The sequence below is a fragment of the Citrobacter sp. Awk 2 genome, from assembly GCF_028069815.1.
Classification (GTDB): Bacteria; Pseudomonadota; Gammaproteobacteria; order Enterobacterales; family Enterobacteriaceae; genus Citrobacter.
Window position 1 is genome coordinate 13,555 of sequence record NZ_JANEWL010000042.1, and the last position, 21,645, is coordinate 35,199.

Consider the following 21,645-nt stretch of genomic DNA (forward strand, 5'->3'; position numbering starts at 1 on the left):
CGCGAAGTGCACATAGTCAAGTTATGCACGATTTACGCGCAATCCTCAAGGCGGGAATGGTGAAAGAGCGTTACAGCGGCATTGATTCAGAATCAATGCCGCATTTCGCTTACGCTTTCTCTGGCGGGAAAATCAGGTTCAGAACAATAGCGGTAATACCGCCAGCAGCAATACCGGAAGAGAGCAGGTTTTTCACCCAGTCAGGCGCAAACTGCAGGATCAGCGGTTGCTGGGAGACGCCGAGACCGACAGCCAGCGACAGTGCGATAATCAGGATGGCACGGCGGTTCAGCGGTTCACGTGACACGATGCGTACCCCGGAGGCGGCGATAGTCCCGAACATTACCAGCGTTGCCCCGCCCAGAACAGGTTCAGGGATATGTTGTACAAAGCCGCTGACTGCCGGGAACAGACCCAGTGCGATCAGCATCAGCGCCACCACAAAACCAACATAGCGGCTGGCAACGCCGGTTAACTGGATGACCCCATTATTCTGACCGAAGCAGGAGTTCGGGAAGGTGTTGAACACGGCAGAAACAAACGAGTTCAGGCCGTTCGCCAGTACTCCGCCTTTCAGACGTTTCATGTACAGCGGACCCGAGACCGGTTGTTCGGAGACATCGGAGGTGGCCGTAATATCACCGATGGTCTCCAGCGAGGTGATCATAAAGACCAGCATCAGCGGTAGCAGTAAGCTCCAGTCGATACCCAGACCGTAATACAGCGGCGTTGGTACCATGATCAGATCCTGACTTACCGGCGCGGTATTTTGCGGCAACATGCCCATGAACCAGGCCAGCAGGTATCCTGCAGCCATTGCAATCACCAGTGATGCAACGCGAAGGTATGGGTTGCGCTGGCGATTAAGAATGATAATCAGCGCCAGCACGACACCTGCCAGCATCAAATTCTTCGGTGCGCCAAAGGTGTTGTCGCTCATTGCTGCGTAACCGCCGCCAATCGATGTCAGACCCACCTGAATCAGTGACAAACCAATGATCATTACTACCACCCCTGAGACCAGCGGAGTAATAATACGACGTGCCAGATGCAGTACACGCGAGATAACCATCTCGGTGCAGCTTGCCAGCATCAGTGTGCCAAACAACGCCGCCATCATGGTTGGGATATCTGCGCCACCGGTTTTTAGCGCCGTACCGCCCATAATCAGTGGTGCAACAAAGTTAAAGCTGGTGCCCTGAATGGATAACAGCCCTGAACCTACCGGTCCCCAGGCTTTGATCTGAATGATAGAAGCCACGCCGGAAGCGAACAGCGACATACTGATAATGTGTTGAGTATCCTGAGCCGGTAAACCGAGCGCCTGGCAGATTAACAGAGCAGGCGTGATCACCGCGACGAACATGGCCAGCAGGTGCTGACAGGCGGCAAACAGGGTTTGGGCTAGCGGGGGGCGATCTTCAAGACGGTAAATCAGTTCACTGTTGTGAGTCTGCGCAACCGGTTGCGCATTTGTCGACTCTACGGCGTTAACGGACATCAGAGGCAATCCCATGGTGGAAAAGCGGTGATTTTATCTGACCAGGACAGAAAAGCAAACGTTTGCGAGTAACTATTCTTAATATTTAAAACGGATAAACAAACATTTTTATATAACTTTTCATCATTTTCTGCTTAAAATCCACCCCGATAACTCATTAAGAGCTAAAAATCGACCTGGAATGAATCGTGCGTAGCAGAACTGCAAAGCGCACTAATGGAGCTGTATATGTTTTACCTCGATACATTATCAACACTGGTTGCTGCAACCCTGGTGTTGCTGCTGGGGCGTAAGCTCGTCCAGTCTGTCTCTTTCCTGAAAAAATATACGATTCCCGAACCTGTAGCAGGTGGATTGCTGGTGGCGATCGCGTTGCTGGTGCTGAAAAAAAGCATGGGCTGGGAGGTTAATTTTGATATGACGTTGCGCGATCCGCTGATGCTGGCGTTCTTCGCAACTATCGGCCTGAATGCCAATATTGCCAGCCTGCGCGCGGGTGGCCGCGTGGTGGGCATCTTTCTGATTGTGGTTGTCGGGCTGTTATTAATGCAGAACGCTATCGGTATCGGTATGGCAAGCCTGCTGGGTCTCGACCCGCTGATGGGCCTGATTGCCGGTTCGATAACGCTCTCTGGTGGGCACGGAACCGGAGCGGCGTGGAGCAAGCTGTTTATTGAACGCTATGGTTTCGCTAATGCAACTGAAGTGGCAATGGCATGCGCAACGTTCGGCCTGGTGCTGGGCGGCTTGATCGGTGGGCCTGTTGCGCGCTATCTGGTAAAACACTCCACGACTCCGAATGGTATGCCGGACGATCAGGCAGTACCGACTGCGTTTGAAAAACCGGATGTTGGGCGCATGATCACCTCGTTGGTGCTGATTGAAACCATCGCGCTGATTGCTATCTGCCTGACGGTGGGCAAAATCGTTGCGCAAATGCTGATGGGAACGGTGCTGGAACTGCCGACCTTCGTCTGCGTACTGTTTGTCGGCGTGATTCTGAGTAATGGTCTGGCGCTACTGGGCTTTTATCGGGTGTTTGAGCGAGCGGTTTCGGTGCTTGGTAACGTCAGTCTGTCACTGTTCCTGGCAATGGCGTTAATGAGCCTCAAACTGTGGGAACTGGCCTCGCTGGCGCTGCCAATGCTGGCAATCCTTGTTGTACAGACCGTTTTCATGGCGCTGTATGCGATTTTTGTCACCTGGCGCCTGATGGGTAAGAACTACGATGCGGCGGTGCTGGCTGCCGGGCACTGTGGCTTTGGCCTCGGCGCAACGCCGACAGCGATTGCCAACATGCAGGCGATTACCGAACGTTTTGGTCCATCACATATGGCGTTTCTGGTGGTGCCGATGGTGGGGGCGTTCTTTATCGATATCGTCAATGCACTGGTGATTAAGCTGTATCTGCTGTTGCCGATTTTTGCGCAATAAAGGCTGTGCGGCGGTGTGATAACCGCCGCGATGAAGAGGGTTATGCGTTGGAGTATCGTTCAGTTTCTGGCATCCAGCGCTCTATCAGCGCCACTGCCTGCTGTGGATAACGTTCGTGAATATGGCGGGCAATGCGCTGAACTTCTGGAATAATTGCCTGATCGCGCAGTAAATCCGCCACCTTAAATTCCGCCGTGCCGGTCTGGCGTGTACCCAATAGCTCACCGGGGCCGCGGATCTCCAAATCTTTTTGCGCAATAACGAATCCGTCGTTGCTGTCTCGCAGCACCTGCAGACGTTTTTGCGCTGTTTTTGACAGCGGTGATTTGTACAGCAGGACGCAGTGAGAAGCGACTGCGCCGCGACCGACGCGGCCGCGCAGCTGGTGTAACTGCGCTAAGCCCAGACGCTCCGGGTTTTCAATAATCATCAGGCTGGCGTTTGGTACGTCTACACCGACTTCAATCACTGTAGTGGCGACCAGCAGATGCATTTCGCCCTGTTTAAACGCAGCCATGACAGACAGCTTCTCGGCAGGTTTCATGCGCCCATGTACCAGACCAATATTAAGCTCCGGCAGAGCGAGTTTAAGTTCTTCCCATGTGGCCTCTGCTGCCTGGGCCTCCAGTAAATCAGACTCTTCGATCAACGTGCAGACCCAGTACGCCTGGCGACCTTCGTGCGTGCAAGCGTTACGCACGCGGTCAATGATGTCGCTGCGGCGGGTATCCGGAATCGCGACGGTGGTGACCGGTGTACGTCCTGGAGGCAGTTCATCAATTACTGATGTGTCGAGATCGGCATAGGCGGTCATTGCCAGCGTGCGTGGGATTGGCGTGGCGGTCATGATTAACTGATGCGGGTGAAACCCCTGCTGCTGACCTTTTTCCCATAGTGCCAAACGTTGATGCACGCCGAAGCGGTGTTGTTCGTCGATGATAACCAGTGCCAGACCGTTGAACTGAACCTGTTCCTGGAAAATAGCGTGAGTGCCGACAATCATCTGTACCTGGCCGCTGGCAATAGCTTCCTGCTGTGCCTGACGCGCTTTACCCTTTTGCTTGCCGGCCAGCCAGCCCACTTCAACTCCCAGCGGTGCAAACCAGTTGCGGAAGTTGTTTGCGTGCTGCTCAGCCAGGAGCTCGGTGGGGGCCATCAGCGCAACTTGCTTGCCATGTGCAATTGCCCGTAGAGCAGCAAGTGCTGCAACCAGTGTTTTCCCGGAACCAACATCACCCTGTACCAGTCGCATCATCGGGACATCCAACGCCATGTCGCGTTCAATCTCGGCGGTTACTCGCGCCTGTGCAGCGGTTGGCTTAAAGGGGAGGGCTGCCAGTAGCTTATTTTTTAGCGTATCGTTCGCGCTCAGCGGCTGGGCGTGAAAACGTTGGGCTCCGGCGCGTAACGCCAGCATGCTGAGGTTGTGTGCCAGCAGTTCTTCCAGAATCAAACGCCGCTGTGCCGGATGTTGTCCGGTTTCCAGATCGCTTAGCTGGAGTGACGGCGGTGGACGGTGTAGCGTGCGCAGAGCTTCTGGCAGGCTCATCATCCCTTGTAGTAATTCCGGTGGTAGCAGTTCGGCAATGGCGCAGGTATCAAGCAAATCCAGCGCCTGATCGGTCAGTTTACGCAGTGTTGCCTGCTTCACGCCTTCGGTTGTCGGGTAAACCGGAGTGAGCGTTTCCTGGAGTTCCGGCGTGCTGAGATCGCCCTGTACGCGATATTCCGGGTGGATCATCTCGGCGCCATATTTCCCGCGTTTGGCTTCGCCGTAGGCCAGCACCCGTCTTCCGGTAGCGAGGCTATTTTTCATCGCGGCGCTAAAATTGAAGAAGCGCATCGTCAGAATACCCGAGCCATCGCTTATCTGGCAGGTCATCATCCGGCGGCCACCGAAGGTGATATTGCAGTTCAACACTTCGCCTTCAACGGTGGCGTAGACGCCAGGCAAGAGTTCGCCAATTGGGTAAAGATGAGTACGATCTTCGTAGCGCAGTGGAAGGTGTAACAGGAGGTCCTGCACGGTGTGCAGGCCAATTTTAGCCAGTTTACTGCTTTGTGCTGCGCCAACGCCCGTCAGAGAGTTGAGTGGGATGGCATCCAGTAAACGGCCTTTCATCGTGTTTATCTCGCAGACTGCATAGTGGCCCACCACGTTGCATCGGCTTCAATTTCGCCCTGCGTATTCACGTGGGGATAGGGGAGTCCTTTGCGCTTCGCCACATTGGCCAGCACTGGATATCCCCCTTCAAACAGCAAACGTTGCTGCTCGTCTTCCGGCAGCATGCTGTTTTCTCGCTGGTACATCCCGGCGTTTTGCCGCTGGCGTTGTGCTTCGTACAGAATCAGCGCCGAGGCGACCGAGACATTTAGCGACTGCACCATACCAATCATCGGAATGATGATGTCCTGATCTGCCAGATCTAATGCTTCCTGGGTGATACCGGTTTTTTCCTGGCCCATCAGGATGCAGGTTGGCCGCGTGTAATCAATCTCGCGGAAATCGACAGCTTTGTCAGAGAGGTGAGTTGCCAGAACTTGCATGCCCTGGCTTTTTAACTGCGTGACGGCATCGCCGATAGTGCGGTGAGTCTTCACCTGCACCCAACTGTTGCTGCCCGCGGCAGAGGAGGCCATGGTGCGCATACGACTACCCGGCCAGACGGCGTGGACTTCATGCACGCCGACGGCATCCGCGGTACGAATGATCGCAGAAACGTTATGAGGTTTGTGGACTTGCTCCATGCAGACAGTCAGATCGGGCTGACGCCGCGCGAGCATCTCGCGGATACGTGCATAACGCTGTTCATTCATAAAAGACTAGTTTCTGTTACGGGTGACTTTAATCACGTCCGGCATGACGCGGATTTTGCGCATAATGTTCGCCAGATGCACGCGATCGCGGGCAGTGAGGCGAATAAAGGCGCTGTAGACGCGGCCATCTTTCTCTTCAGTATTCAGGCTTTGAATATTGGAGGTGGTCGTGTTGATTGCCGCCGTCAGGTTTGCCAGAGCACCCTGGTGGTTAAACATATCCACCTTAATCTCAGTGATGAACTCCTGTTCGGTCTCTTTATCCCATTCAACCGCCATAAACTTCTCAGGCTCTTTCTGGTAGCCACGGATATTACGGCAGGACTCATGGTGGATCACCAGACCTTTACCCGGACTGACGTGGGCAATGATTGGATCGCCAGGAATTGGGCGACAACATTTCGCGAAGGTGATCAGCACACCGTCTGCGCCTTTAATCGGCAGATGACCATGACCAGATTGTGCTGGCGCATTTGCCGGCACCTCACCCTGCTGAAGGTTTTTCGCAACGACCACGCTCATGGCGTTACCCAGGCCGATTTCAGCTAACAGATCGTCAAGCGTGGCGAGCTTCATGCGCTCAAGCTCACGCTGGATGCTCTCTTGCGGGATCTCTGCCAGTTTACGGCTACCGCCTAAGGCATGGTTGAGCAGACGACGACCCAGACTGACGGAATCATCGCGTTTAAGGTTTTTCAGCAGTTGGCGAATTTTGGCGCGAGCTTTTGAACTGACCACAAAGTTGAGCCATGCCGCATTGGGGCGAGCGCCTGGCGCGGTAATGATTTCAACGGTTTGGCCACTGGAGAGCGGCTGCGAAAGTGGGTAAGGCTGCCTGTCTACGCGGGCACCAACGCAGGCGTGACCGATATCGGTATGCACAGCATAGGCGAAGTCGACAGGTGTTGCACCGGCAGGCAATTCGACAATTCGCCCTTCCGGTGTGAAAACATAAATCTCATCCGGGAAGAGATCAGATTTGACGCTTTCAATAAATTCAAATGAGCTACCGGCGCTTTGCTGCAGCTCCAGCAAGCTCTGCATCCAGCGCTGGGCGCGGATTTGTGCCGTAGTACTGGTTTCGCCGTGCTCTTTATACGCCCAGTGTGCTGCAACCCCCATCTCTGCCATCTGGTCCATGTCTTCAGTACGAATTTGTACTTCAACCGGGACGCCGTGTGGGCCGATCATTGAGGTGTGCAAAGACTGATATCCGTTCGCTTTCGGAATGGCAATATAGTCTTTAACGCGACCAGGACGTGGTTTGTACAGGCTATGCATCTGGCCGAGTACGCGATAGCAGGTGTCGGAGTCATGAACAATAACGCGGAAAGCGTAGATATCCATGATCGAGTGAAAACGCTGCTCTTTGAGTACCATCTTGCAATAGATAGAGTACAGATGCTTTTCGCGTCCACTTACACGACACGGAATGCCAGCCTCCTGCAAACGCCCTTCGATTTCTGAGAGGATTTTTTGGATCATCTCTTTGCGGTTGCCGCGAGCGGCTTTAACCACTTCTTTAATCACGCGATAGCGGTTCGGGTACAGCGCTTCAAAACCCAGTTCTTCCAGCTCGGTTTTTATGTGATGAATACCTAAACGGTGTGCCAGCGGACTGTAGATTTCGAGGGTTTCACGGGCGATGCGGCGACGCTTATCCGGGCGCAATGAGCCCAGCGTGCGCATGTTGTGGGTACGGTCGGCAAGTTTGATGAGAATGACGCGGATATCCTGCACCATCGCCATAATCATCTTGCGAAAGTTTTCGGCCTGCGCCTCTTTCTTATCGCGAAACTTAAGCTTATCAAGCTTTGATACCCCTTCGACCAGTTCAGCAACACTTTTACCAAAAAGCTGTTCCATATCCTGGTAGGTGGCAGGGGTATCTTCAATCACGTCATGCAGCAGCGCAGCCATTAACGTTTCATAGTCGAGTTTCATCTCGGCCAGAATGCAGGCTACCGCTACCGGGTGCGTGATATAGGGTTCACCGCTTGAACGTGTTTGGCCCTCGTGAGCGTCACGTGCAACGAGATACGCCTGCCGAAGACGCTTAATCTGGTCTTCCGGCAGGTAGTTTTGAATCAGTTGATTCAGGCTTTCAAACAGATACAAGGGCGACCCGCTTTGTGATTAACGACGACCTTCAGCAATAGCGGTAACGGCTTGTAATTCAGCGGCTTCCTGCTCTTGCTGTTCCTGGCGCTCACGCACGTCGAGGATCTGGTTGTTGATCAGACCTTCTTCGATTTCGCGCAGTGCGATTACGGTAGTTTTATCGTTTTCTTCCGGTACGAGCGGATCCTTTCCGCCTACCTGCATCTGACGAGCGCGACGCGCGGCGACCAGTACCAGGTCAAAACGGTTACCAATTTTCTCTACAGCGTCCTGAACAGTTACGCGTGCCATACTTAAAATGCTCCACAGGTGAAGAAATGACTGGGCATGATACTGAATGTGGGTTCAGTCTGCCAACAGTTTGCTGATTAAAGCGTCATGACGCTGCTTTTGGCGGCTCATGCGCAGACGTTCGGCGCGAATGATGGTTTTCAAATCGCCCAGGGCAGTATCGAAATCATCATTCACAATAAGATAATCATATTCGGCGTAATGGCTCATTTCTGCAACAGCTTGCGCCATACGTTTCGCGATTACTTCTTCGCTATCCTGACCGCGGCCTCGGAGACGGCGGTCCAGCTCAATCTTAGAAGGTGGCAAAATAAAAATGCTGCGCGCATGCGGCATTTTTTCACGAATTTGCTGTGCACCTTGCCAGTCGATATCTAAAAAGACATCTACGCCGGATGCTAATACTTGCTCAATGGTTTCACGCGAGGTGCCGTAATAATTGCCGAATACCTCAGCGTGTTCCAGGAACGCATCTCTGCCAATCATGGTTCTGAATTCATCATGGTTCACAAAGAAATAGTGTTCACCATGCACTTCCCCCGGGCGCGGTGCGCGCGTGGTGTGTGAAACAGAAACCTGGGTGTCATACAACGGTTGGGTCTTTAATAAAGCCTGAATCAGGCTGGATTTACCCGCGCCACTGGGGGCAGAAACAATATAAAGCGTGCCTTGAGCCATGAGTATCTTAATGTATGTGATTGTCGAAAGAGAGCCTACATACGGGCTTATTATACACGTAGCCGCTTTGCTACGTAGCCTTTGTCACACTTTTTGCGCATGTTTATTGCGTTTTGCGTACCAGTTTCCTGTTTTACTGGAGGTTTGCTGCAAAAAGTGAAAATGCCAGGAAAGCTGCTCGCATGACGAATTTTTGCCGCTCTGTTTTGACGGCGCTTTGCGCTATACCTGCCGGGAAACGCATTTTCAGGCGGAGGTGGTATGGGGTTATGGAAAAGCATTGTGCTGGTGTTGCTGTTCTGCCATTTGCGGGCCGGGGCCGCGTGCCCCGCCTGGTCTGCGGATCGGGCAAACGAGGAAATGTCGCGACTACAACAGCAGATAACGCAATGGAATGATAGTTATTGGAAGCAGGGTGTGAGTGCCGTAGATGACGGTATTTATGATCAGTTGAATGCGCAGCTACACCAATGGCAACGCTGTTTCGGAGGTGATTCACAGACAGACCTGTCTGCGCCACCGATAAGCGGCTCAATATTGCACCCTGTTCCTCATACGGGTGTTCGTAAGCTGGCAGATAAGCAAGCGGTGCAGCAATGGATGCAGACGCGTAGCGATCTCTGGGTGCAACCAAAAGTAGACGGTGTTGCAGTAACGCTGGTTTATCGGGATGGCAATCTGATTAAGGCGATTAGCCGTGGTAACGGCATCAAAGGCGAAGACTGGACGCACAAGGTTCTCCAGATGCCTTCGATACCGCGGACTGTCCGAGGACTGCTTGCGAACAGCACGCTGCAGGGGGAGATTTTTTTGCAGCAGGATGGGCATATCCAGCAAAAGAAAGGCGGTGTGAATGCCCGTTCTAAGGTTGCCGGTATGATGATGCGGCAGAACACGCCGGAGTTATTGCGCTCTCTGAACATATTTATTTGGGCCTGGCCTGATGGTCCTGTGGAGATGACGGAAAGACTACGGCAACTCACTGGTGCGGGATTCAGCCTCACCCAACGCTATACGCAGCCGGTGGCAAATGCGGATCAGGTCGAGCATGCCCGCGCCAGATGGTGGACTTCGGCATTGCCTTTCGTGACGGATGGTGTGGTGGTACGTGCAGAAAAAGAGCCGCAAGCACGGCATTGGTTTCCTGGGCAGGGAGACTGGCTGGCTGCATGGAAATACCCCCCTGTTTCCCGGATATCTGAAGTAACAGGTATTCAGTTTTCTGTTGGTAAGAGTGGAAAAATTGCCGTTGTTGCAGTGTTGGCACCCGTCATGCTGGATGATAAACGGGTACAGCGCGTCAATGTTGGGTCTGTACGACGCTGGAATGAATGGGATATCGCACCTGGCGATCACATTCTGGTGAGCCTGGCCGGGCAAGGTATTCCCCGCATTGATGAGGTTGTCTGGCGTAGTACCCAGCGCACTAAACCAATACCACCTGATGGGCACTTTAATTCACTGACCTGTTTTTATGCCGCACCCGAGTGTTACGAGCAGTTTGTGGCCAGGCTGATCTGGGTTGGGGCAAAAGAGGTGCTGGATCTGCAGGGGATAGGTGAGGCGGGATGGCGGGAGCTGCATCAGGTATTTCACTTTGAGCACATTTTTTCCTGGCTGGGATTAACCCAGGAACAGCTACGATCCACATTTGGGATAAGCAAAGGGGAGAGGCTGTGGCATCAGTTTAATCAGTCTCGCCGTCTTCCCTTCAACCGCTGGGTTGGTGCAATGGGCATACCGTTAACCCAGGCCACAGTGAATGCCAGCGGTGATAGCGCTTGGCTGCAACTACAACAACGCGATGAGAAAGATTGGCGGCAGCTTCCGTCTATGGGTGAGCGGCGGGTCCAACTGGTGATGCAGTGGCTGAAAAACAGGGAGGTAATAGCGCTGAGCAACTGGTTAGCTGCTCAGCGTATCGCCGGTTTTATGCCTTAATGGCCTTCATGGCGATAATAAAATACCGGTAGTCCCAACTTCAGGCGCAGCGCCAGTAAACGTGCTGTAAAGCCGAACAGTAGGGTAGATATAACCACAACATCGTGGCTGGAGACATAATGTTGCAACACGATGTACAGCACAGCAGCGGCAAATGACACGCCGGCATAAAGTTCTTTCTGGAATACGAGCGGGATGCGTTTGCAGAACATATCGCGTAATACGCCGCCGAAGACGCCGGTGGTAACCGCTGCAACCACGGCAATAATTGGCCCGTGTCCCATATCCAGCGCAACCTGTGCACCGATAATAGAAAAGACCACCAGGCCCAGCGCATCCAGTACGAGGAAGATTTTACGCAGGTAGGGCATGACAGGAGCAATAATGGTGGTGAGTACCGCAGCGGCTGCCACGATAATGACGTATTCAGGGTGTTTCACCCAGCCGAGCGGATAGTGGCCTAGAAGAATGTCGCGCACTGATCCACCGCCAATGGCTGTTGCGGTGGCAATAATAATAACGCCAAATGTATCCATACGACGACGGCCTGCCGCAAGCGCACCCGTCATGGCTTCAGCAGTGATACCAATTAAATATAAAACGTGTAACAGCATGTCTTCCCCCTGATTTGCTGGGGGCTAAGGTTAACGATTTGTGCGCACTGTCACGATTGAGATTTTCTAAGGCGAAGTGATTTTAATAACTACAGCTAATGCAGGATTGATGAAAATGCCATATGGCATGCGCTTCATTATATTATTGATGGTGATAAATGATGAGAAAATATAATGCGAAGTGAGAAGTTATAAACATGCTCATCGAAAAAACGCGTAGCGCCGCCGTTTATCGACGGGCTACGTGAGATGGTGACTTACTCGATATTCTGAATCTGCTCGCGCATTTGTTCGATCAATACCTTCAGTTCAATCGCGGAGTTAGTGACCTCTGCATTGATAGACTTGGATGCCAGGGTGTTCGACTCGCGGTTGAATTCCTGCATCATGAAGTCCAGACGGCGACCTACCGCCTCTTTTTTCTTCAGGATGTTGTAGGTTTCTTTGACGTGAGCTTCCAGACGATCCAGCTCTTCCGCCACATCGATGCGCTGCGCCATCAGCACCAATTCTTGCTCAAGACGGTTATTTTCGAGTTGGACCTGCGCGTCTTCCAGTTTGGCGACCAGACGCTCACGCTGCCACTGCAGAATTTCCGGCATATGTGCACGAACCTTCGTCACTTCAGCGCTAACGCCTTCCAGGCGTTGCTCGATCAGTGCTTTCAGTGCCTGACCTTCAGTTTCACGCGCGACAATGAAATCATCCAGTGTACCGTCAAGCGTGGCGAGGATTTCAGCGGCAATAGCATCCAGGTCTTGCTCCTGAGCGGCCATTACACCCGGCCAGCGCAGGATATCGACCGGATTAATTTCGCCTTCATCGCTCTGCATCTTGACCCAGTTAGCAGCGCTAACGAGCTGTTTAGCGAGTTTTTCATTCAGAATGAGTTCGCCTTGTGCGCTGGCATCAGGTTCAAAACGCAGTGTGCATTCGATTTTACCGCGTGTCAGACGTGTGCGGATGCGCTCACGCACAACAGGTTCAAGACTACGGAACTGCTCCGGCAGACGAAAATAGGTTTCCAGATAACGCTGGTTTACCGAGCGCATTTCCCAGGTAGCGCTACCCCATTCACCCTTGATTTCACGCCGGGCGTAGGCGGTCATGCTGCGGATCATAGACGTTCCTGTTTTTGAAGATGAGATGGGAGGATTATAGCCATCCACGTCTTGTCAGGATAGGAATAACCGTCGGAAGTCCGTATAATGCGCAGCCACATTCGTTTCAAGCCGGAGATTTTATCATGCGTCCAGCAGGTCGTAGTGCCAATCAGGTGCGTCCCGTCACCCTGACCCGTAATTATACAAAACACGCTGAAGGCTCCGTGCTGGTCGAATTTGGTGATACCAAAGTGTTGTGCACCGCGTCTATTGATGAAGGTGTTCCGCGTTTCCTGAAAGGCCAGGGCCAGGGATGGATCACCGCAGAATATGGCATGTTGCCTCGTGCCACGCATACCCGTAACGCACGTGAAGCGGCAAAAGGTAAGCAGGGTGGCCGTACCATGGAGATCCAGCGTCTTATTGCGCGTGCGCTGCGTGCAGCAGTTGACCTGAAAACTCTTGGCGAGTTCACCATTACGCTGGACTGCGATGTTATCCAGGCTGATGGTGGTACGCGTACCGCATCCATTACCGGTGCCTGCGTCGCTTTGGCTGACGCGCTGAACAAACTGGTAGCAAGCGGTAAGCTGAAAACCAACCCAATGAAAGGGATGGTTGCGGCAGTCTCCGTAGGTATTGTAAATGGCGAAGCGCTCTGCGACCTGGAATACGTTGAAGATTCTGCCGCAGAAACCGACATGAACGTGGTGATGACCGAGGACGGTCGCATTATTGAGGTACAAGGTACGGCAGAAGGTGAGCCGTTCAGCCACGAAGAGCTACTCACCCTACTGGCATTGGCCCGAGGGGGAATTGAATCCATTGTAGCGACGCAGAAGGCGGCGTTAGAAAATTGATTTTAAAGGCGACTGATTAGTCGCCTTTTTTTTGTCTGTAATAAAGTGAGATGAGGAGCGAATCCATGAAACCGTATCAGCGCCAGTTTATTGAGTTTGCGCTTAGCAAGCAGGTACTAAAGTTTGGCGAATTTACGCTGAAATCCGGGCGCAAAAGCCCCTATTTCTTCAACGCCGGGCTGTTTAATACCGGGCGCGACCTGGCACTGTTAGGCCGTTTTTATGCCGAGGCGCTGGTGGATTCCGGTATTGATTTTGATCTGCTGTTTGGCCCTGCGTACAAAGGTATTCCTATCGCTACCACAACAGCGGTTGCATTGGCGGAGCATCACGACAAAGATTTACCGTACTGCTTTAACCGTAAAGAGGCGAAGACCCACGGCGAAGGCGGCAACCTGGTGGGGAGCGCGCTACAAGGACGTGTGATGTTGGTTGATGATGTGATCACCGCCGGGACAGCGATTCGTGAGTCAATGGAGATTATCCAGGCGAATGGCGCACGGCTTGCTGGCGTATTGATTTCTCTCGATCGTCAGGAACGTGGGCGTGGCGAGATTTCAGCTATCCAGGAAGTAGAGCGTGACTATGGTTGCAAGGTGATTTCTATTATTACTCTGAAAGACCTGATTGCCTATCTGGAAGAGAAGCCTGAAATGGCAGAACATCTGGCAGCCGTGCGAGCATATCGCGAAGAGTTCGGCGTATAAGAACTGCCGGATGGCGCTGCGCTTATCCGGCCTACGCACTTACCGGGCCTACGGTTTACGTAGGCCGGACAAAACGAAGTCGTTACTGCAACTGTGCGGCAACTAACGGCCAGCGGGTGTCAAAGTCATCCGTTGGACGGTATTTAAATTCGCTGCGCACAAAACGAGATAACATACCTTCACAGAAAGCCAGTAACTGACTGGCCAGCAGCGTTTCATCTACAGTGTAACCTTCGCCTTCACGCATTCTTTTTTCTCGCAGAACCTGGCGCAACTGTGCCTCAATGCGTTCAAAAAGCTGGTTAATACGGCCTTGCAGACGATCCTGTTCAAACATGAGCGCATGCCCGGTCAGAATGCGCGTCAGACCGGGGTTACGTTCACCGAATCCTAAAATCAGCAGAACGATCAGACGCAGACGTGCGTTGGTGTCCTTTTCATCTTTTAAGATCAGATTGATACGGGTAATCAGACTATCTTCGATAAACTCAATCAAGCTATCGAACATGCGGGTCTTGCTGGGAAAATGGCGATACAATGCCGCTTCGGAAACGCCCACAGAGGCTGCCAGTTTTGCTGTCGTGATACGCTGGCTTCCATCACTGGATTCCAGCATCAGCGCCAGAGACTGAAGTATTTCTTCGCGACGATTCCTTTTCGCAGTTTGCTTTTCTACCATGTTACAAAATACCCCTGAAAATAAGCACTTGCCAGGCAGGCATCCACACAGCGACCGCAAACGACTGTTTGCGGTATGTTATTGCGTTATTACGCTGAGGGATGCTTCTCTACGGGTTACTTGCGCCCGGAATGGCCGAAGCCGCCTTCGCCACGATCGGTGGCTTCAAACTCTTCCACCAGATTAAATTCAGCCTGCACAACCGGTACAAAGACCATCTGTGCAATACGTTCGCCTGGCTCAATGGTGAAGCTATCCTGGCCACGGTTCCAGATAGACACCATCAGCTGACCCTGATAGTCGGAATCAATCAAACCGACCAGGTTACCCAGTACGATACCGTGCTTATGACCCAGACCTGAGCGTGGCAACATCACTGCGGCCAGTGAAGGATCGGCGATATGGATGGCTAACCCGGTTGGCACCAGCGTTGTTGCGCCAGGCGCTAATTCTACGGCGTCATCAAGGCAGGCACGCAGGTCAAGTCCGGCAGAACCAGAGGTGGCGTACGTCGGGAGCGGAAATTGTTTCCCTACGCGCGGGTCCAGAATTTTAACGTCGATTTTTTTCATCATAACGGGTCACGATCTCGTCGAGTAATAGTTGGCCCAGGAGTTCTTTGCGCTCAAGCGGTAAGACTTTATCTCCATCCTGCCAAAAAAGGTGTAATGCGTTGCTGTCGCTATTAAATCCTTGAGTAGAAAGCGAAACATCGTTCGCACAGATCACATCAAGGTTCTTGCGGAGGCGTTTTTGCCGGGCATATTCTTCCACATTATTTGTTTCGGCGGCAAACCCAACGACAAAAGGACGGTTAGCATCCAGTGCGGCAACACCGGCAATAATATCCGGGTTCTTGATCATTTTTACTGTTAATTCATCGCCCTGCGTCGCCTGCTTTTTGATTTTTTCGTGGGCGACGGTCTCCGCGCGATAATCAGCAACTGCGGCGCAGCCAATAAAAATATGCTGATGCTGCACTGAAGATTGCACGGCTGCTTCCATTTCTAATGCCGTCATGACATCTACGCGCTGTACAAAAGCAGGCGTGGGCAGAGAAACGGGGCCCGATACCAGAGTGACATTCGCCCCGCGTCTGGCTGCTGCGGCGGCGATAGCAAATCCCATCTTCCCGGAGCTATGGTTGGAAATATAACGCACAGGATCAAGCGGTTCGCGCGTTGGGCCCGCGGTTATCATGATATTGAGATGTTGCAGATCGTTTACAGAAGAAAAATGTTCTGCCGTCATATCCACAATTGTTAAGGGATCCAGCATACGGCCAGGACCGATGTCGCCACATGCCTGACTACCACTGTCGGGTCCCCAAATGAGTAAACCGCGGGAGGCGAGGACGCCAAGATTATGTTGAGTTGCGGCGGCGCGGTACATTTGCTGGTTCATGGCCGGCAGCACTGCAACAGGAGCAGGGGTTGCCAGACAGATTGTTGAAACCAGATCGTTGGCCATACCTGCTGCGACGCGAGCAATCAGATCTGCCGTGGCGGGGGCCAGAATAACCAAATCGGCCCACTTACCCAGTTCAATATGACCCATTGCGGCTTCAGCAGCGGGGTCAAGCAGGCTGTCGGATACCGGATAGCCCGAAACTGCCTGTAAGCTCAGGGGAGTAATAAAGGCTTTTGCCGCGTCAGTCATTGCTACGCGGACGTCTGCACCACGTTCCCGTAAGCGACGTACCAACTCAGGGGTTTTGTACGCAGCAATGCCACCACTGACGCCAAGTACAATTTTTTTACCGGCCAGGCTCATCATGATCTTTCCTGTTGGGTTACACCAGAAGGCGGATATTTTATCACACTCCATCATTTATCGTGCTTTTGACCGTGATCCACTTTGCGAAGCGCCACGAGGAATGGATAACAGAGCATCGATCCACCGCTGGTGTTATGCCACCATGCGGATGCGAAAGGGAGGAGAAGCATGAAAAATACAGGATGTTTGATGCCCCGGGAAAAGATGATGGAGTTTGGGGTCAATTCACTGACGGACGTCGAGTTACTGGCGCTGTTTTTACGCACTGGAATCAGGGGAAAAGATGTCCTGACGCTGGCGAAAGAAATGCTACAGCAATTTGATTCGCTTTACGGCTTGTTGTCGGCTGACTACATGGATTTTAGCCTGGTTCAAGGCATTGGCCTTGCGAAGTACGCTCAGCTTAAGGGCATTGCTGAGTTGGCAAGACGCTACTACGACGTGCGAGTGATAGAAGAAAGGTCGATACTTAGCCCGGAAATGGCACGCGAGTTTCTGCAAAGTCAGCTATCGCAAGAAGAGCGCGAGATCTTTTTGGTGATCTTCATGGATTCGCAACATCGAGTGATAAAACACAGCAAACTTTTTTCCGGGACGCTTAGCCATGTAGAGGTGCATCCGCGAGAAATTGTCCGCGAAGCGATAAAAATGAATGCGTCGGCGGTGATCCTTGCGCATAATCACCCCTCGGGGTGTGCAGAGCCGAGCAAAGCAGATAAACTCATCACCGAGCGTGTTGTGAAATGCTGTCAGTTCATGGATATCCGGGTGCTTGATCATCTGATAATTGGGCGCGGAGAGTACGTTTCTTTAGCGGAACGCGGTTGGATTTAACGCACTTTACGCGATCCATCGGGATCTTTGTCTGTTCGGGACTTGAGCACATCGCTGACTCAGCGTATACTACGCCACCTTTGAGAATCTCGGGTTTGGCATTTGGGCCTGGCAATCGAGAGTTCGCAAATACATAAAATCATTCATTCGGCATCCAACGACGTTGCAGTATGAACGATTAAGTGTATTGAACTGCGATAACCGGGCTGAGAAGCCTGACGAGGCGCCAATACCCCATACGAAGCTCGAGCTAATTTGATTTTTGGAGAATAGACATGTCCCGAGTCTGCCAAGTTACTGGCAAGCGTCCGGTGACCGGTAACAACCGTTCCCACGCACTGAACGCGACTAAACGCCGTTTCCTGCCTAACCTGCACTCTCACCGTTTTTGGGTTGAGAGCGAGAAGCGTTTTGTCACCCTGCGTGTATCTGCTAAAGGTATGCGTGTAATTGATAAGAAAGGCATCGAAACAGTTCTGTCCGAACTGCGTGCCCGTGGCGAAAAGTACTAAGTACTAAGAGGAAATAAATCATGGCTAAAGGTATTCGTGAGAAAATCAAGCTGGTTTCTTCTGCTGGTACTGGTCACTTCTATACCACTACGAAGAACAAACGTACTAAGCCGGAAAAACTGGAACTGAAAAAATTCGATCCAGTTGTCCGTCAGCACGTTTTATACAAAGAAGCGAAAATCAAATAATTTTCGTTTTGATGTAAAGAAAAACCCTGCCTCGGCGGGGTTTTTTGTTTTCTGGCCGTCCCCATATTAATGAGACCCGTTACAGCGCCGGAGATGTTATGCCTGAATTACCTGAAGTCGAAACCAGTCGCCGTGGTATTGAGCCGCATCTGGTAGGGGCGAAGATTCTACACGCCACTGTGCGTAATGGTCGTTTGCGCTGGCCGGTATCTGAGGAAATCTATCGCCTGAGCGATAAACCTGTGCTGAGCGTACAGCGCCGCGCGAAATACCTGCTGCTGGAACTGGCGGATGGCTGGATTATCATTCATCTGGGGATGTCGGGTAGTCTGCGTATTCTTCCTGAAGAACTTCCCGCAGAAAAGCATGATCACGTCGACTTAGTGATGAGTAATGGCAAAGTCCTGCGGTATACCGATCCTCGACGTTTTGGCGCCTGGCTGTGGACGAAAGAACTGGATGGACATAATGTCCTCGCTCATCTTGGCCCAGAGCCGCTGAGCGACGATTTCAACGCCGCTTATCTCCAGCAGAAATGCGCAAAGAAGAAAACGGCGATAAAACCCTGGCTGATGGATAATAAGCTGGTAGTGGGGGTGGGAAATATCTACGCCAGTGAGTCTCTCTTTGCGGCTGGCATCCACCCTGACCGCCTGGCATCATCGCTGTCGAAAGATGAGTGTGAGCTGCTGGTACGCGTTATTAAGGTTGTATTGCTGCGCTCTATCGAACAGGGTGGAACGACGCTGAAAGATTTTCTGCAAAGTGACGGCAAGCCGGGCTATTTTGCTCAGGAATTACAGGTTTATGGACGTGAAGGTGAGCCTTGCCGCGTATGCGGAGCGCCAATTGTTGCGACTAAGCACGCTCAGCGAACGACGTTCTACTGCCGTCGCTGTCAGAAATAACATCCATTGCAGGCCGGATAAACCTTGTCGGCTTACCCGGCTAAATGCACTACTTCAGCTTATCCATTAGCGCCTGATGAACATTTTTCGGCAGGAAGTGGGTCACGTCACCCTGGTGGCGGGCGACTTCTTTAACCAGCGATGATGAAATAAACGACCACTCTTTAGAAGGCATCAAAAAGACGCTTTCCAGTTGAGGCATTAAGTGGCGGTTCATGTGCGCCAACTGCATTTCATACTCAAAATCAGCCACAGCACGCAGGCCACGAATCAGAATATTGGCCTGATTATCGCGGGCAAAGTTTGCCATTAAATCGCTAAATCCCATGACTTCTACATTACCCAGATGCGCCGTTGCTTGCTGTGCCAGTTGAACGCGTTCTTCCAGCGTGAACATCGGTTTTTTACTGGGGCTTGCGGCAATTGCCAGGATCACGTGATCAAACATGCTTGTCGCGCGTGTCACGATATCAAGATGGCCGTTAGTTATGGGATCGAAGGTTCCTGGATAAATCGCCCGTTTTTGCATGACAGCCCTCAATGCGTTTTGGGTGGCAGGTAAGGTTCCAGCAGCTGCAGCAGACGCTGTAGCGCGCCTTGGTTTTGGTACAGTACTTCAACAGCATGGCGACCATAAAAATTACGATAATCTTCATCGGTCAGTAGGGACGAAACCTCTTTCACCAGCGTGGTGACGTCAGTGACGGTGATCAACCCACTTGCCTGTTCCAGTCGGGCGCAAATATCTTTGAAGTTAAAGGTATGCGGGCCCATCAATACAGGAATAGCATGTGCCGCTGCTTCCAGTGGGTTGTGCCCACCACGCTCAACCAGAGAGCCGCCGACAAAAGCAAGATCGGCAATGCCGTACAGCAGCATCAGCTCACCCATCGTGTCGCCAATAACCACTTGGGTACTTGAGGACGGAACTTCGCCAGAAGAGCGTGTGGTAAAGCTTAGACCAGCCTGGCGTACGAGGTTAATGGCATCCGGGAAGCGCTCAGGGTGTCTGGGAACCAGAATCAATAAAAGATTCGGGAACTGATGTAACAGCGCCTGATGAGCTGCGATGATGATGCTTTCTTCCCCGTCATGCGTGCTGGTCGCAATCCATACCGGGCGATGAGGTGCCCACTGGCGTCGTAACGTAACTGCTTTAGCGGCCAGCTGTGGGGTGACGGAAATATCAAACTTCAGGCTACCGGTGACGGTGACCTGATTGCTTCTGGCTCCCAATGCAATGAAGCGAGCGCCATCTTCTTCGTTTTGTGCAGCAATCAGCGTAATGCGGCGTAATAGCCTGCTAACAAATTTCCCTAATTTAGCGTAGCCAGTGGCTGAACGTGCGGAAAGGCGTGCGTTGGCGATGACCAGCGGGATATGGCGCTTATGCAGTGCAGCGATCAAATTTGGCCAGAGCTCGGTTTCCATAATTAACACCAGTTTGGGGTCAACTTTATTCAGGAAACGGTTCAGTGCATCCGGTAAATCATAGGGAAGATAGATATGTTGAACGTCTGTGCCAAAAGCAGATTGCACGCGCTCAGAACCGGTTGGCGTCATGGTGGTAACCGTGATCGGCAAATCGGGGTAACGATGTCTCAGAGCGCGGACTAATGGGATTGCTGCCAGCGTTTCACCCACGGAAACTGAATGGAGCATGATGCCGCCTGGTTTCAGTGGGCGGCGATAAAAACCGTAGCGTTCACCCCAGCGTTTACGGTACGCCGGAGCTTTACGTCCGCGCACCCAAAGCCGTATCCAGATCAGAGGCTGAATAAGGTAGAAAAGGGCGGTGTAAAGCAATTCTAGCATAATAGTAGCTGGCTTATGGATGTGCTGGGGATTCTATGTATTTAACTATGGCTTTACCATCATTTTTGCTGATTTTTTGAGGAAACTGTACGGATCACGAGAAAGGGGGCCTGAGTTGTGTTGTCCCGCTTTGTAATCTCTGCAGTGGAAGGCTAAAAACGGAATGGTTATGGTCATAAAAATCGATCATTTTATGCAATATGCCAGAGACACAACCATTCCTGAAAAGATAATAATATCAGAGTATTAGCGTTTTTTCTGTGTTTGATATTTGTTAACTAAATACTTAACATAGAAAATAAAAGCACCGAGGAGATGACCATTGTGTTTTAAATGTGTGCTTTTCCGCGATAGCTGTTTATACGTAGTAGGCGCCAATAAAGGAATATCTTTCCACGGCGAATTCTCTCTGGCTATTTTGAAGTATTCGACTTCAGCATAATATTGCGCCCAGTCATGCCAGGGTTTAGTGACGCCGACATAGTGAATGAATACCGTTTGTGATGTGATTTTAAAGGCATCACCACCTTTCTTGGCTAACGTATCGATGTTAAAGAATGAATTGAATTTATGGTCCAGAATTTTTACGCGATCATTGAAGAGAACGTTCAACGCATCCTGATCGGGATGTGAAAAACGGTTTTCATTGACCTTTGAAATGACCTGCAGAGTCAAATTAGTATCTTTTAATTCTGGAAGATTAAAATACATAAAGCCTGAGTTGAAGTACAGGCCTGGATTGATACCGGCAACAGCAGACGTATCGACAAAGCTATCATGGACAGCCATTAATACATTGCCATTAAATTCTTCCGTGAGTAGCGAGGCAAGGCTTCCTTTACATATAATATCAGAGTCAAGATATA

General features: G+C 51.8%; 22 protein-coding genes. 8 read left to right on the top strand and 14 right to left on the bottom strand.

Features of this window, described 5'->3' with window-relative positions; all coding sequences use genetic code 11:
- Window positions 1–109 precede the first annotated feature (109 nt).
- The gene (gene xanP, locus NNO02_RS12285) at window positions 110–1,501 is read right to left on the bottom strand and encodes a xanthine/proton symporter XanP (RefSeq protein ID WP_271442013.1); all 1,392 of its coding nucleotides are present in this window, start codon (window positions 1,499–1,501) and stop codon (window positions 110–112) included.
- 228 nt (window positions 1,502–1,729) lie between these two features.
- Here xanP and gltS point away from each other — a divergent pair, with 228 nt between their 5' ends.
- Complete coding sequence (gltS, locus tag NNO02_RS12290; RefSeq protein WP_271454905.1) at window positions 1,730–2,935, top strand: sodium/glutamate symporter; 1,206 nt, start codon at window positions 1,730–1,732, stop codon at window positions 2,933–2,935.
- 40 nt (window positions 2,936–2,975) lie between these two features.
- On the opposite strand, the gene recG is transcribed toward gltS, so the two are convergent.
- The 5 genes from recG to gmk are packed head-to-tail and all read right to left on the bottom strand — an operon-like array spanning window position 2,976 to window position 8,842.
- Window positions 2,976–5,057, bottom strand: coding sequence for an ATP-dependent DNA helicase RecG (gene recG / locus NNO02_RS12295; RefSeq protein ID WP_271454906.1), 2,082 nt, complete (start codon window positions 5,055–5,057; stop codon window positions 2,976–2,978).
- Between the two features lie 5 nt (window positions 5,058–5,062).
- Window positions 5,063–5,752, bottom strand: coding sequence for a tRNA (guanosine(18)-2'-O)-methyltransferase TrmH (gene trmH / locus NNO02_RS12300; protein ID WP_271454907.1), 690 nt, complete (start codon window positions 5,750–5,752; stop codon window positions 5,063–5,065).
- 6 nt (window positions 5,753–5,758) lie between these two features.
- A complete protein-coding gene (spoT, locus tag NNO02_RS12305) occupies window positions 5,759–7,870 on the bottom strand; it encodes a bifunctional GTP diphosphokinase/guanosine-3',5'-bis pyrophosphate 3'-pyrophosphohydrolase (protein ID WP_271442017.1) in 2,112 nt (703 codons plus the stop codon).
- A gap of 18 nt (window positions 7,871–7,888) precedes the next feature.
- A complete protein-coding gene (gene rpoZ / locus NNO02_RS12310) occupies window positions 7,889–8,164 on the bottom strand; it encodes a DNA-directed RNA polymerase subunit omega (RefSeq protein WP_000135058.1) in 276 nt (91 codons plus the stop codon).
- Between the two features lie 54 nt (window positions 8,165–8,218).
- Window positions 8,219–8,842 (bottom strand): guanylate kinase, encoded by a 624-nt coding sequence (gene gmk / locus NNO02_RS12315; RefSeq protein ID WP_137382115.1) that lies wholly within the window; start codon window positions 8,840–8,842, stop codon window positions 8,219–8,221.
- Between the two features lie 261 nt (window positions 8,843–9,103).
- Here gmk and ligB point away from each other — a divergent pair, with 261 nt between their 5' ends.
- Window positions 9,104–10,783: an NAD-dependent DNA ligase LigB gene (gene ligB, locus NNO02_RS12320; protein WP_271454908.1), complete on the top strand. Its 1,680-nt coding sequence runs from the start codon at window positions 9,104–9,106 to the stop codon at window positions 10,781–10,783.
- Here the strand turns inward: ligB and NNO02_RS12325 are convergent.
- Window positions 10,780–11,397 (bottom strand): trimeric intracellular cation channel family protein, encoded by a 618-nt coding sequence (locus tag NNO02_RS12325; protein ID WP_038635410.1) that lies wholly within the window; start codon window positions 11,395–11,397, stop codon window positions 10,780–10,782. The genes ligB and NNO02_RS12325 overlap by 4 nt on opposite strands.
- A 257-nt stretch (window positions 11,398–11,654) precedes the next feature.
- Complete coding sequence (locus NNO02_RS12330; protein ID WP_271442019.1) at window positions 11,655–12,518, bottom strand: YicC/YloC family endoribonuclease; 864 nt, start codon at window positions 12,516–12,518, stop codon at window positions 11,655–11,657.
- A 125-nt stretch (window positions 12,519–12,643) separates the two neighbouring features.
- On the opposite strand from NNO02_RS12330, the gene rph reads away from it, so the two are divergent.
- Window positions 12,644–13,360, top strand: a complete 717-nt coding sequence (rph, locus tag NNO02_RS12335; protein ID WP_003024054.1) for a ribonuclease PH — start codon at window positions 12,644–12,646, stop codon at window positions 13,358–13,360.
- Window positions 13,361–13,425: 65 nt separating this feature from the next.
- The gene (gene pyrE, locus NNO02_RS12340) at window positions 13,426–14,067 is read left to right on the top strand and encodes an orotate phosphoribosyltransferase (RefSeq protein WP_271442020.1); all 642 of its coding nucleotides are present in this window, start codon (window positions 13,426–13,428) and stop codon (window positions 14,065–14,067) included.
- Between the two features lie 82 nt (window positions 14,068–14,149).
- On the opposite strand, the gene slmA is transcribed toward pyrE, so the two are convergent.
- From slmA to coaBC, 3 genes are all read right to left on the bottom strand, one after another.
- On the bottom strand, window positions 14,150–14,746 hold the full coding sequence (gene slmA, locus NNO02_RS12345; RefSeq protein ID WP_003827257.1) for a nucleoid occlusion factor SlmA: 597 nt from the start codon (window positions 14,744–14,746) through the stop codon (window positions 14,150–14,152).
- Between the two features lie 116 nt (window positions 14,747–14,862).
- A complete protein-coding gene (gene dut / locus NNO02_RS12350) occupies window positions 14,863–15,321 on the bottom strand; it encodes a dUTP diphosphatase (protein ID WP_061066835.1) in 459 nt (152 codons plus the stop codon).
- Window positions 15,299–16,519, bottom strand: a complete 1,221-nt coding sequence (gene coaBC / locus NNO02_RS12355) for a bifunctional phosphopantothenoylcysteine decarboxylase/phosphopantothenate--cysteine ligase CoaBC (protein WP_271454910.1) — start codon at window positions 16,517–16,519, stop codon at window positions 15,299–15,301. Before coaBC ends, dut begins: the two co-directional genes overlap by 23 nt.
- A gap of 171 nt (window positions 16,520–16,690) precedes the next feature.
- Here coaBC and radC point away from each other — a divergent pair, with 171 nt between their 5' ends.
- From radC to mutM, 4 genes are all read left to right on the top strand, one after another.
- Window positions 16,691–17,356, top strand: a complete 666-nt coding sequence (gene radC, locus NNO02_RS12360; protein ID WP_271442021.1) for a RadC family protein — start codon at window positions 16,691–16,693, stop codon at window positions 17,354–17,356.
- Window positions 17,357–17,631: 275 nt separating this feature from the next.
- Window positions 17,632–17,868 carry a 50S ribosomal protein L28 gene (rpmB, locus tag NNO02_RS12365; protein WP_003024071.1) on the top strand — a complete coding sequence of 79 codons (237 nt, stop codon included), beginning with the start codon at window positions 17,632–17,634 and terminating at the stop codon, window positions 17,866–17,868.
- Between the two features lie 20 nt (window positions 17,869–17,888).
- Complete coding sequence (gene rpmG / locus NNO02_RS12370) at window positions 17,889–18,056, top strand: 50S ribosomal protein L33 (protein ID WP_003024094.1); 168 nt, start codon at window positions 17,889–17,891, stop codon at window positions 18,054–18,056.
- Window positions 18,057–18,154: 98 nt separating this feature from the next.
- Window positions 18,155–18,964: a bifunctional DNA-formamidopyrimidine glycosylase/DNA-(apurinic or apyrimidinic site) lyase gene (gene mutM / locus NNO02_RS12375; RefSeq protein WP_271442022.1), complete on the top strand. Its 810-nt coding sequence runs from the start codon at window positions 18,155–18,157 to the stop codon at window positions 18,962–18,964.
- A gap of 49 nt (window positions 18,965–19,013) precedes the next feature.
- Here mutM and coaD read toward each other — a convergent pair whose 3' ends face one another.
- From coaD to NNO02_RS12390, 3 genes are all read right to left on the bottom strand, one after another.
- Window positions 19,014–19,493, bottom strand: coding sequence for a pantetheine-phosphate adenylyltransferase (gene coaD, locus NNO02_RS12380; protein ID WP_271442023.1), 480 nt, complete (start codon window positions 19,491–19,493; stop codon window positions 19,014–19,016).
- 8 nt (window positions 19,494–19,501) lie between these two features.
- Complete coding sequence (gene waaA / locus NNO02_RS12385; protein WP_271442024.1) at window positions 19,502–20,779, bottom strand: lipid IV(A) 3-deoxy-D-manno-octulosonic acid transferase; 1,278 nt, start codon at window positions 20,777–20,779, stop codon at window positions 19,502–19,504.
- Between the two features lie 246 nt (window positions 20,780–21,025).
- Window positions 21,026–21,645 (bottom strand): glycosyltransferase family 8 protein (locus NNO02_RS12390; RefSeq protein ID WP_271454909.1); only part of this gene is annotated, 620 nt, incomplete at its 5' end.

Coding starts and splice junctions, on each gene's coding strand:
- xanP (WP_271442013.1), bottom strand. CDS start 1,501: ATGTCCGTTAACGCCGTAGAGTCGACAAATGCGCAACCGGTTGCGCAG.
- gltS (WP_271454905.1), top strand. CDS start 1,730: ATGTTTTACCTCGATACATTATCAACACTGGTTGCTGCAACCCTGGTG.
- recG (WP_271454906.1), bottom strand. CDS start 5,057: ATGAAAGGCCGTTTACTGGATGCCATCCCACTCAACTCTCTGACGGGC.
- trmH (WP_271454907.1), bottom strand. CDS start 5,752: ATGAATGAACAGCGTTATGCACGTATCCGCGAGATGCTCGCGCGGCGT.
- rpoZ (WP_000135058.1), bottom strand. CDS start 8,164: ATGGCACGCGTAACTGTTCAGGACGCTGTAGAGAAAATTGGTAACCGT.
- gmk (WP_137382115.1), bottom strand. CDS start 8,842: ATGGCTCAAGGCACGCTTTATATTGTTTCTGCCCCCAGTGGCGCGGGT.
- ligB (WP_271454908.1), top strand. CDS start 9,104: ATGGGGTTATGGAAAAGCATTGTGCTGGTGTTGCTGTTCTGCCATTTG.
- NNO02_RS12325 (WP_038635410.1), bottom strand. CDS start 11,397: ATGCTGTTACACGTTTTATATTTAATTGGTATCACTGCTGAAGCCATG.
- NNO02_RS12330 (WP_271442019.1), bottom strand. CDS start 12,518: ATGATCCGCAGCATGACCGCCTACGCCCGGCGTGAAATCAAGGGTGAA.
- rph (WP_003024054.1), top strand. CDS start 12,644: ATGCGTCCAGCAGGTCGTAGTGCCAATCAGGTGCGTCCCGTCACCCTG.
- pyrE (WP_271442020.1), top strand. CDS start 13,426: ATGAAACCGTATCAGCGCCAGTTTATTGAGTTTGCGCTTAGCAAGCAG.
- slmA (WP_003827257.1), bottom strand. CDS start 14,746: ATGGTAGAAAAGCAAACTGCGAAAAGGAATCGTCGCGAAGAAATACTT.
- dut (WP_061066835.1), bottom strand. CDS start 15,321: ATGATGAAAAAAATCGACGTTAAAATTCTGGACCCGCGCGTAGGGAAA.
- coaBC (WP_271454910.1), bottom strand. CDS start 16,519: ATGAGCCTGGCCGGTAAAAAAATTGTACTTGGCGTCAGTGGTGGCATT.
- radC (WP_271442021.1), top strand. CDS start 16,691: ATGAAAAATACAGGATGTTTGATGCCCCGGGAAAAGATGATGGAGTTT.
- rpmB (WP_003024071.1), top strand. CDS start 17,632: ATGTCCCGAGTCTGCCAAGTTACTGGCAAGCGTCCGGTGACCGGTAAC.
- rpmG (WP_003024094.1), top strand. CDS start 17,889: ATGGCTAAAGGTATTCGTGAGAAAATCAAGCTGGTTTCTTCTGCTGGT.
- mutM (WP_271442022.1), top strand. CDS start 18,155: ATGCCTGAATTACCTGAAGTCGAAACCAGTCGCCGTGGTATTGAGCCG.
- coaD (WP_271442023.1), bottom strand. CDS start 19,493: ATGCAAAAACGGGCGATTTATCCAGGAACCTTCGATCCCATAACTAAC.
- waaA (WP_271442024.1), bottom strand. CDS start 20,779: ATGCTAGAATTGCTTTACACCGCCCTTTTCTACCTTATTCAGCCTCTG.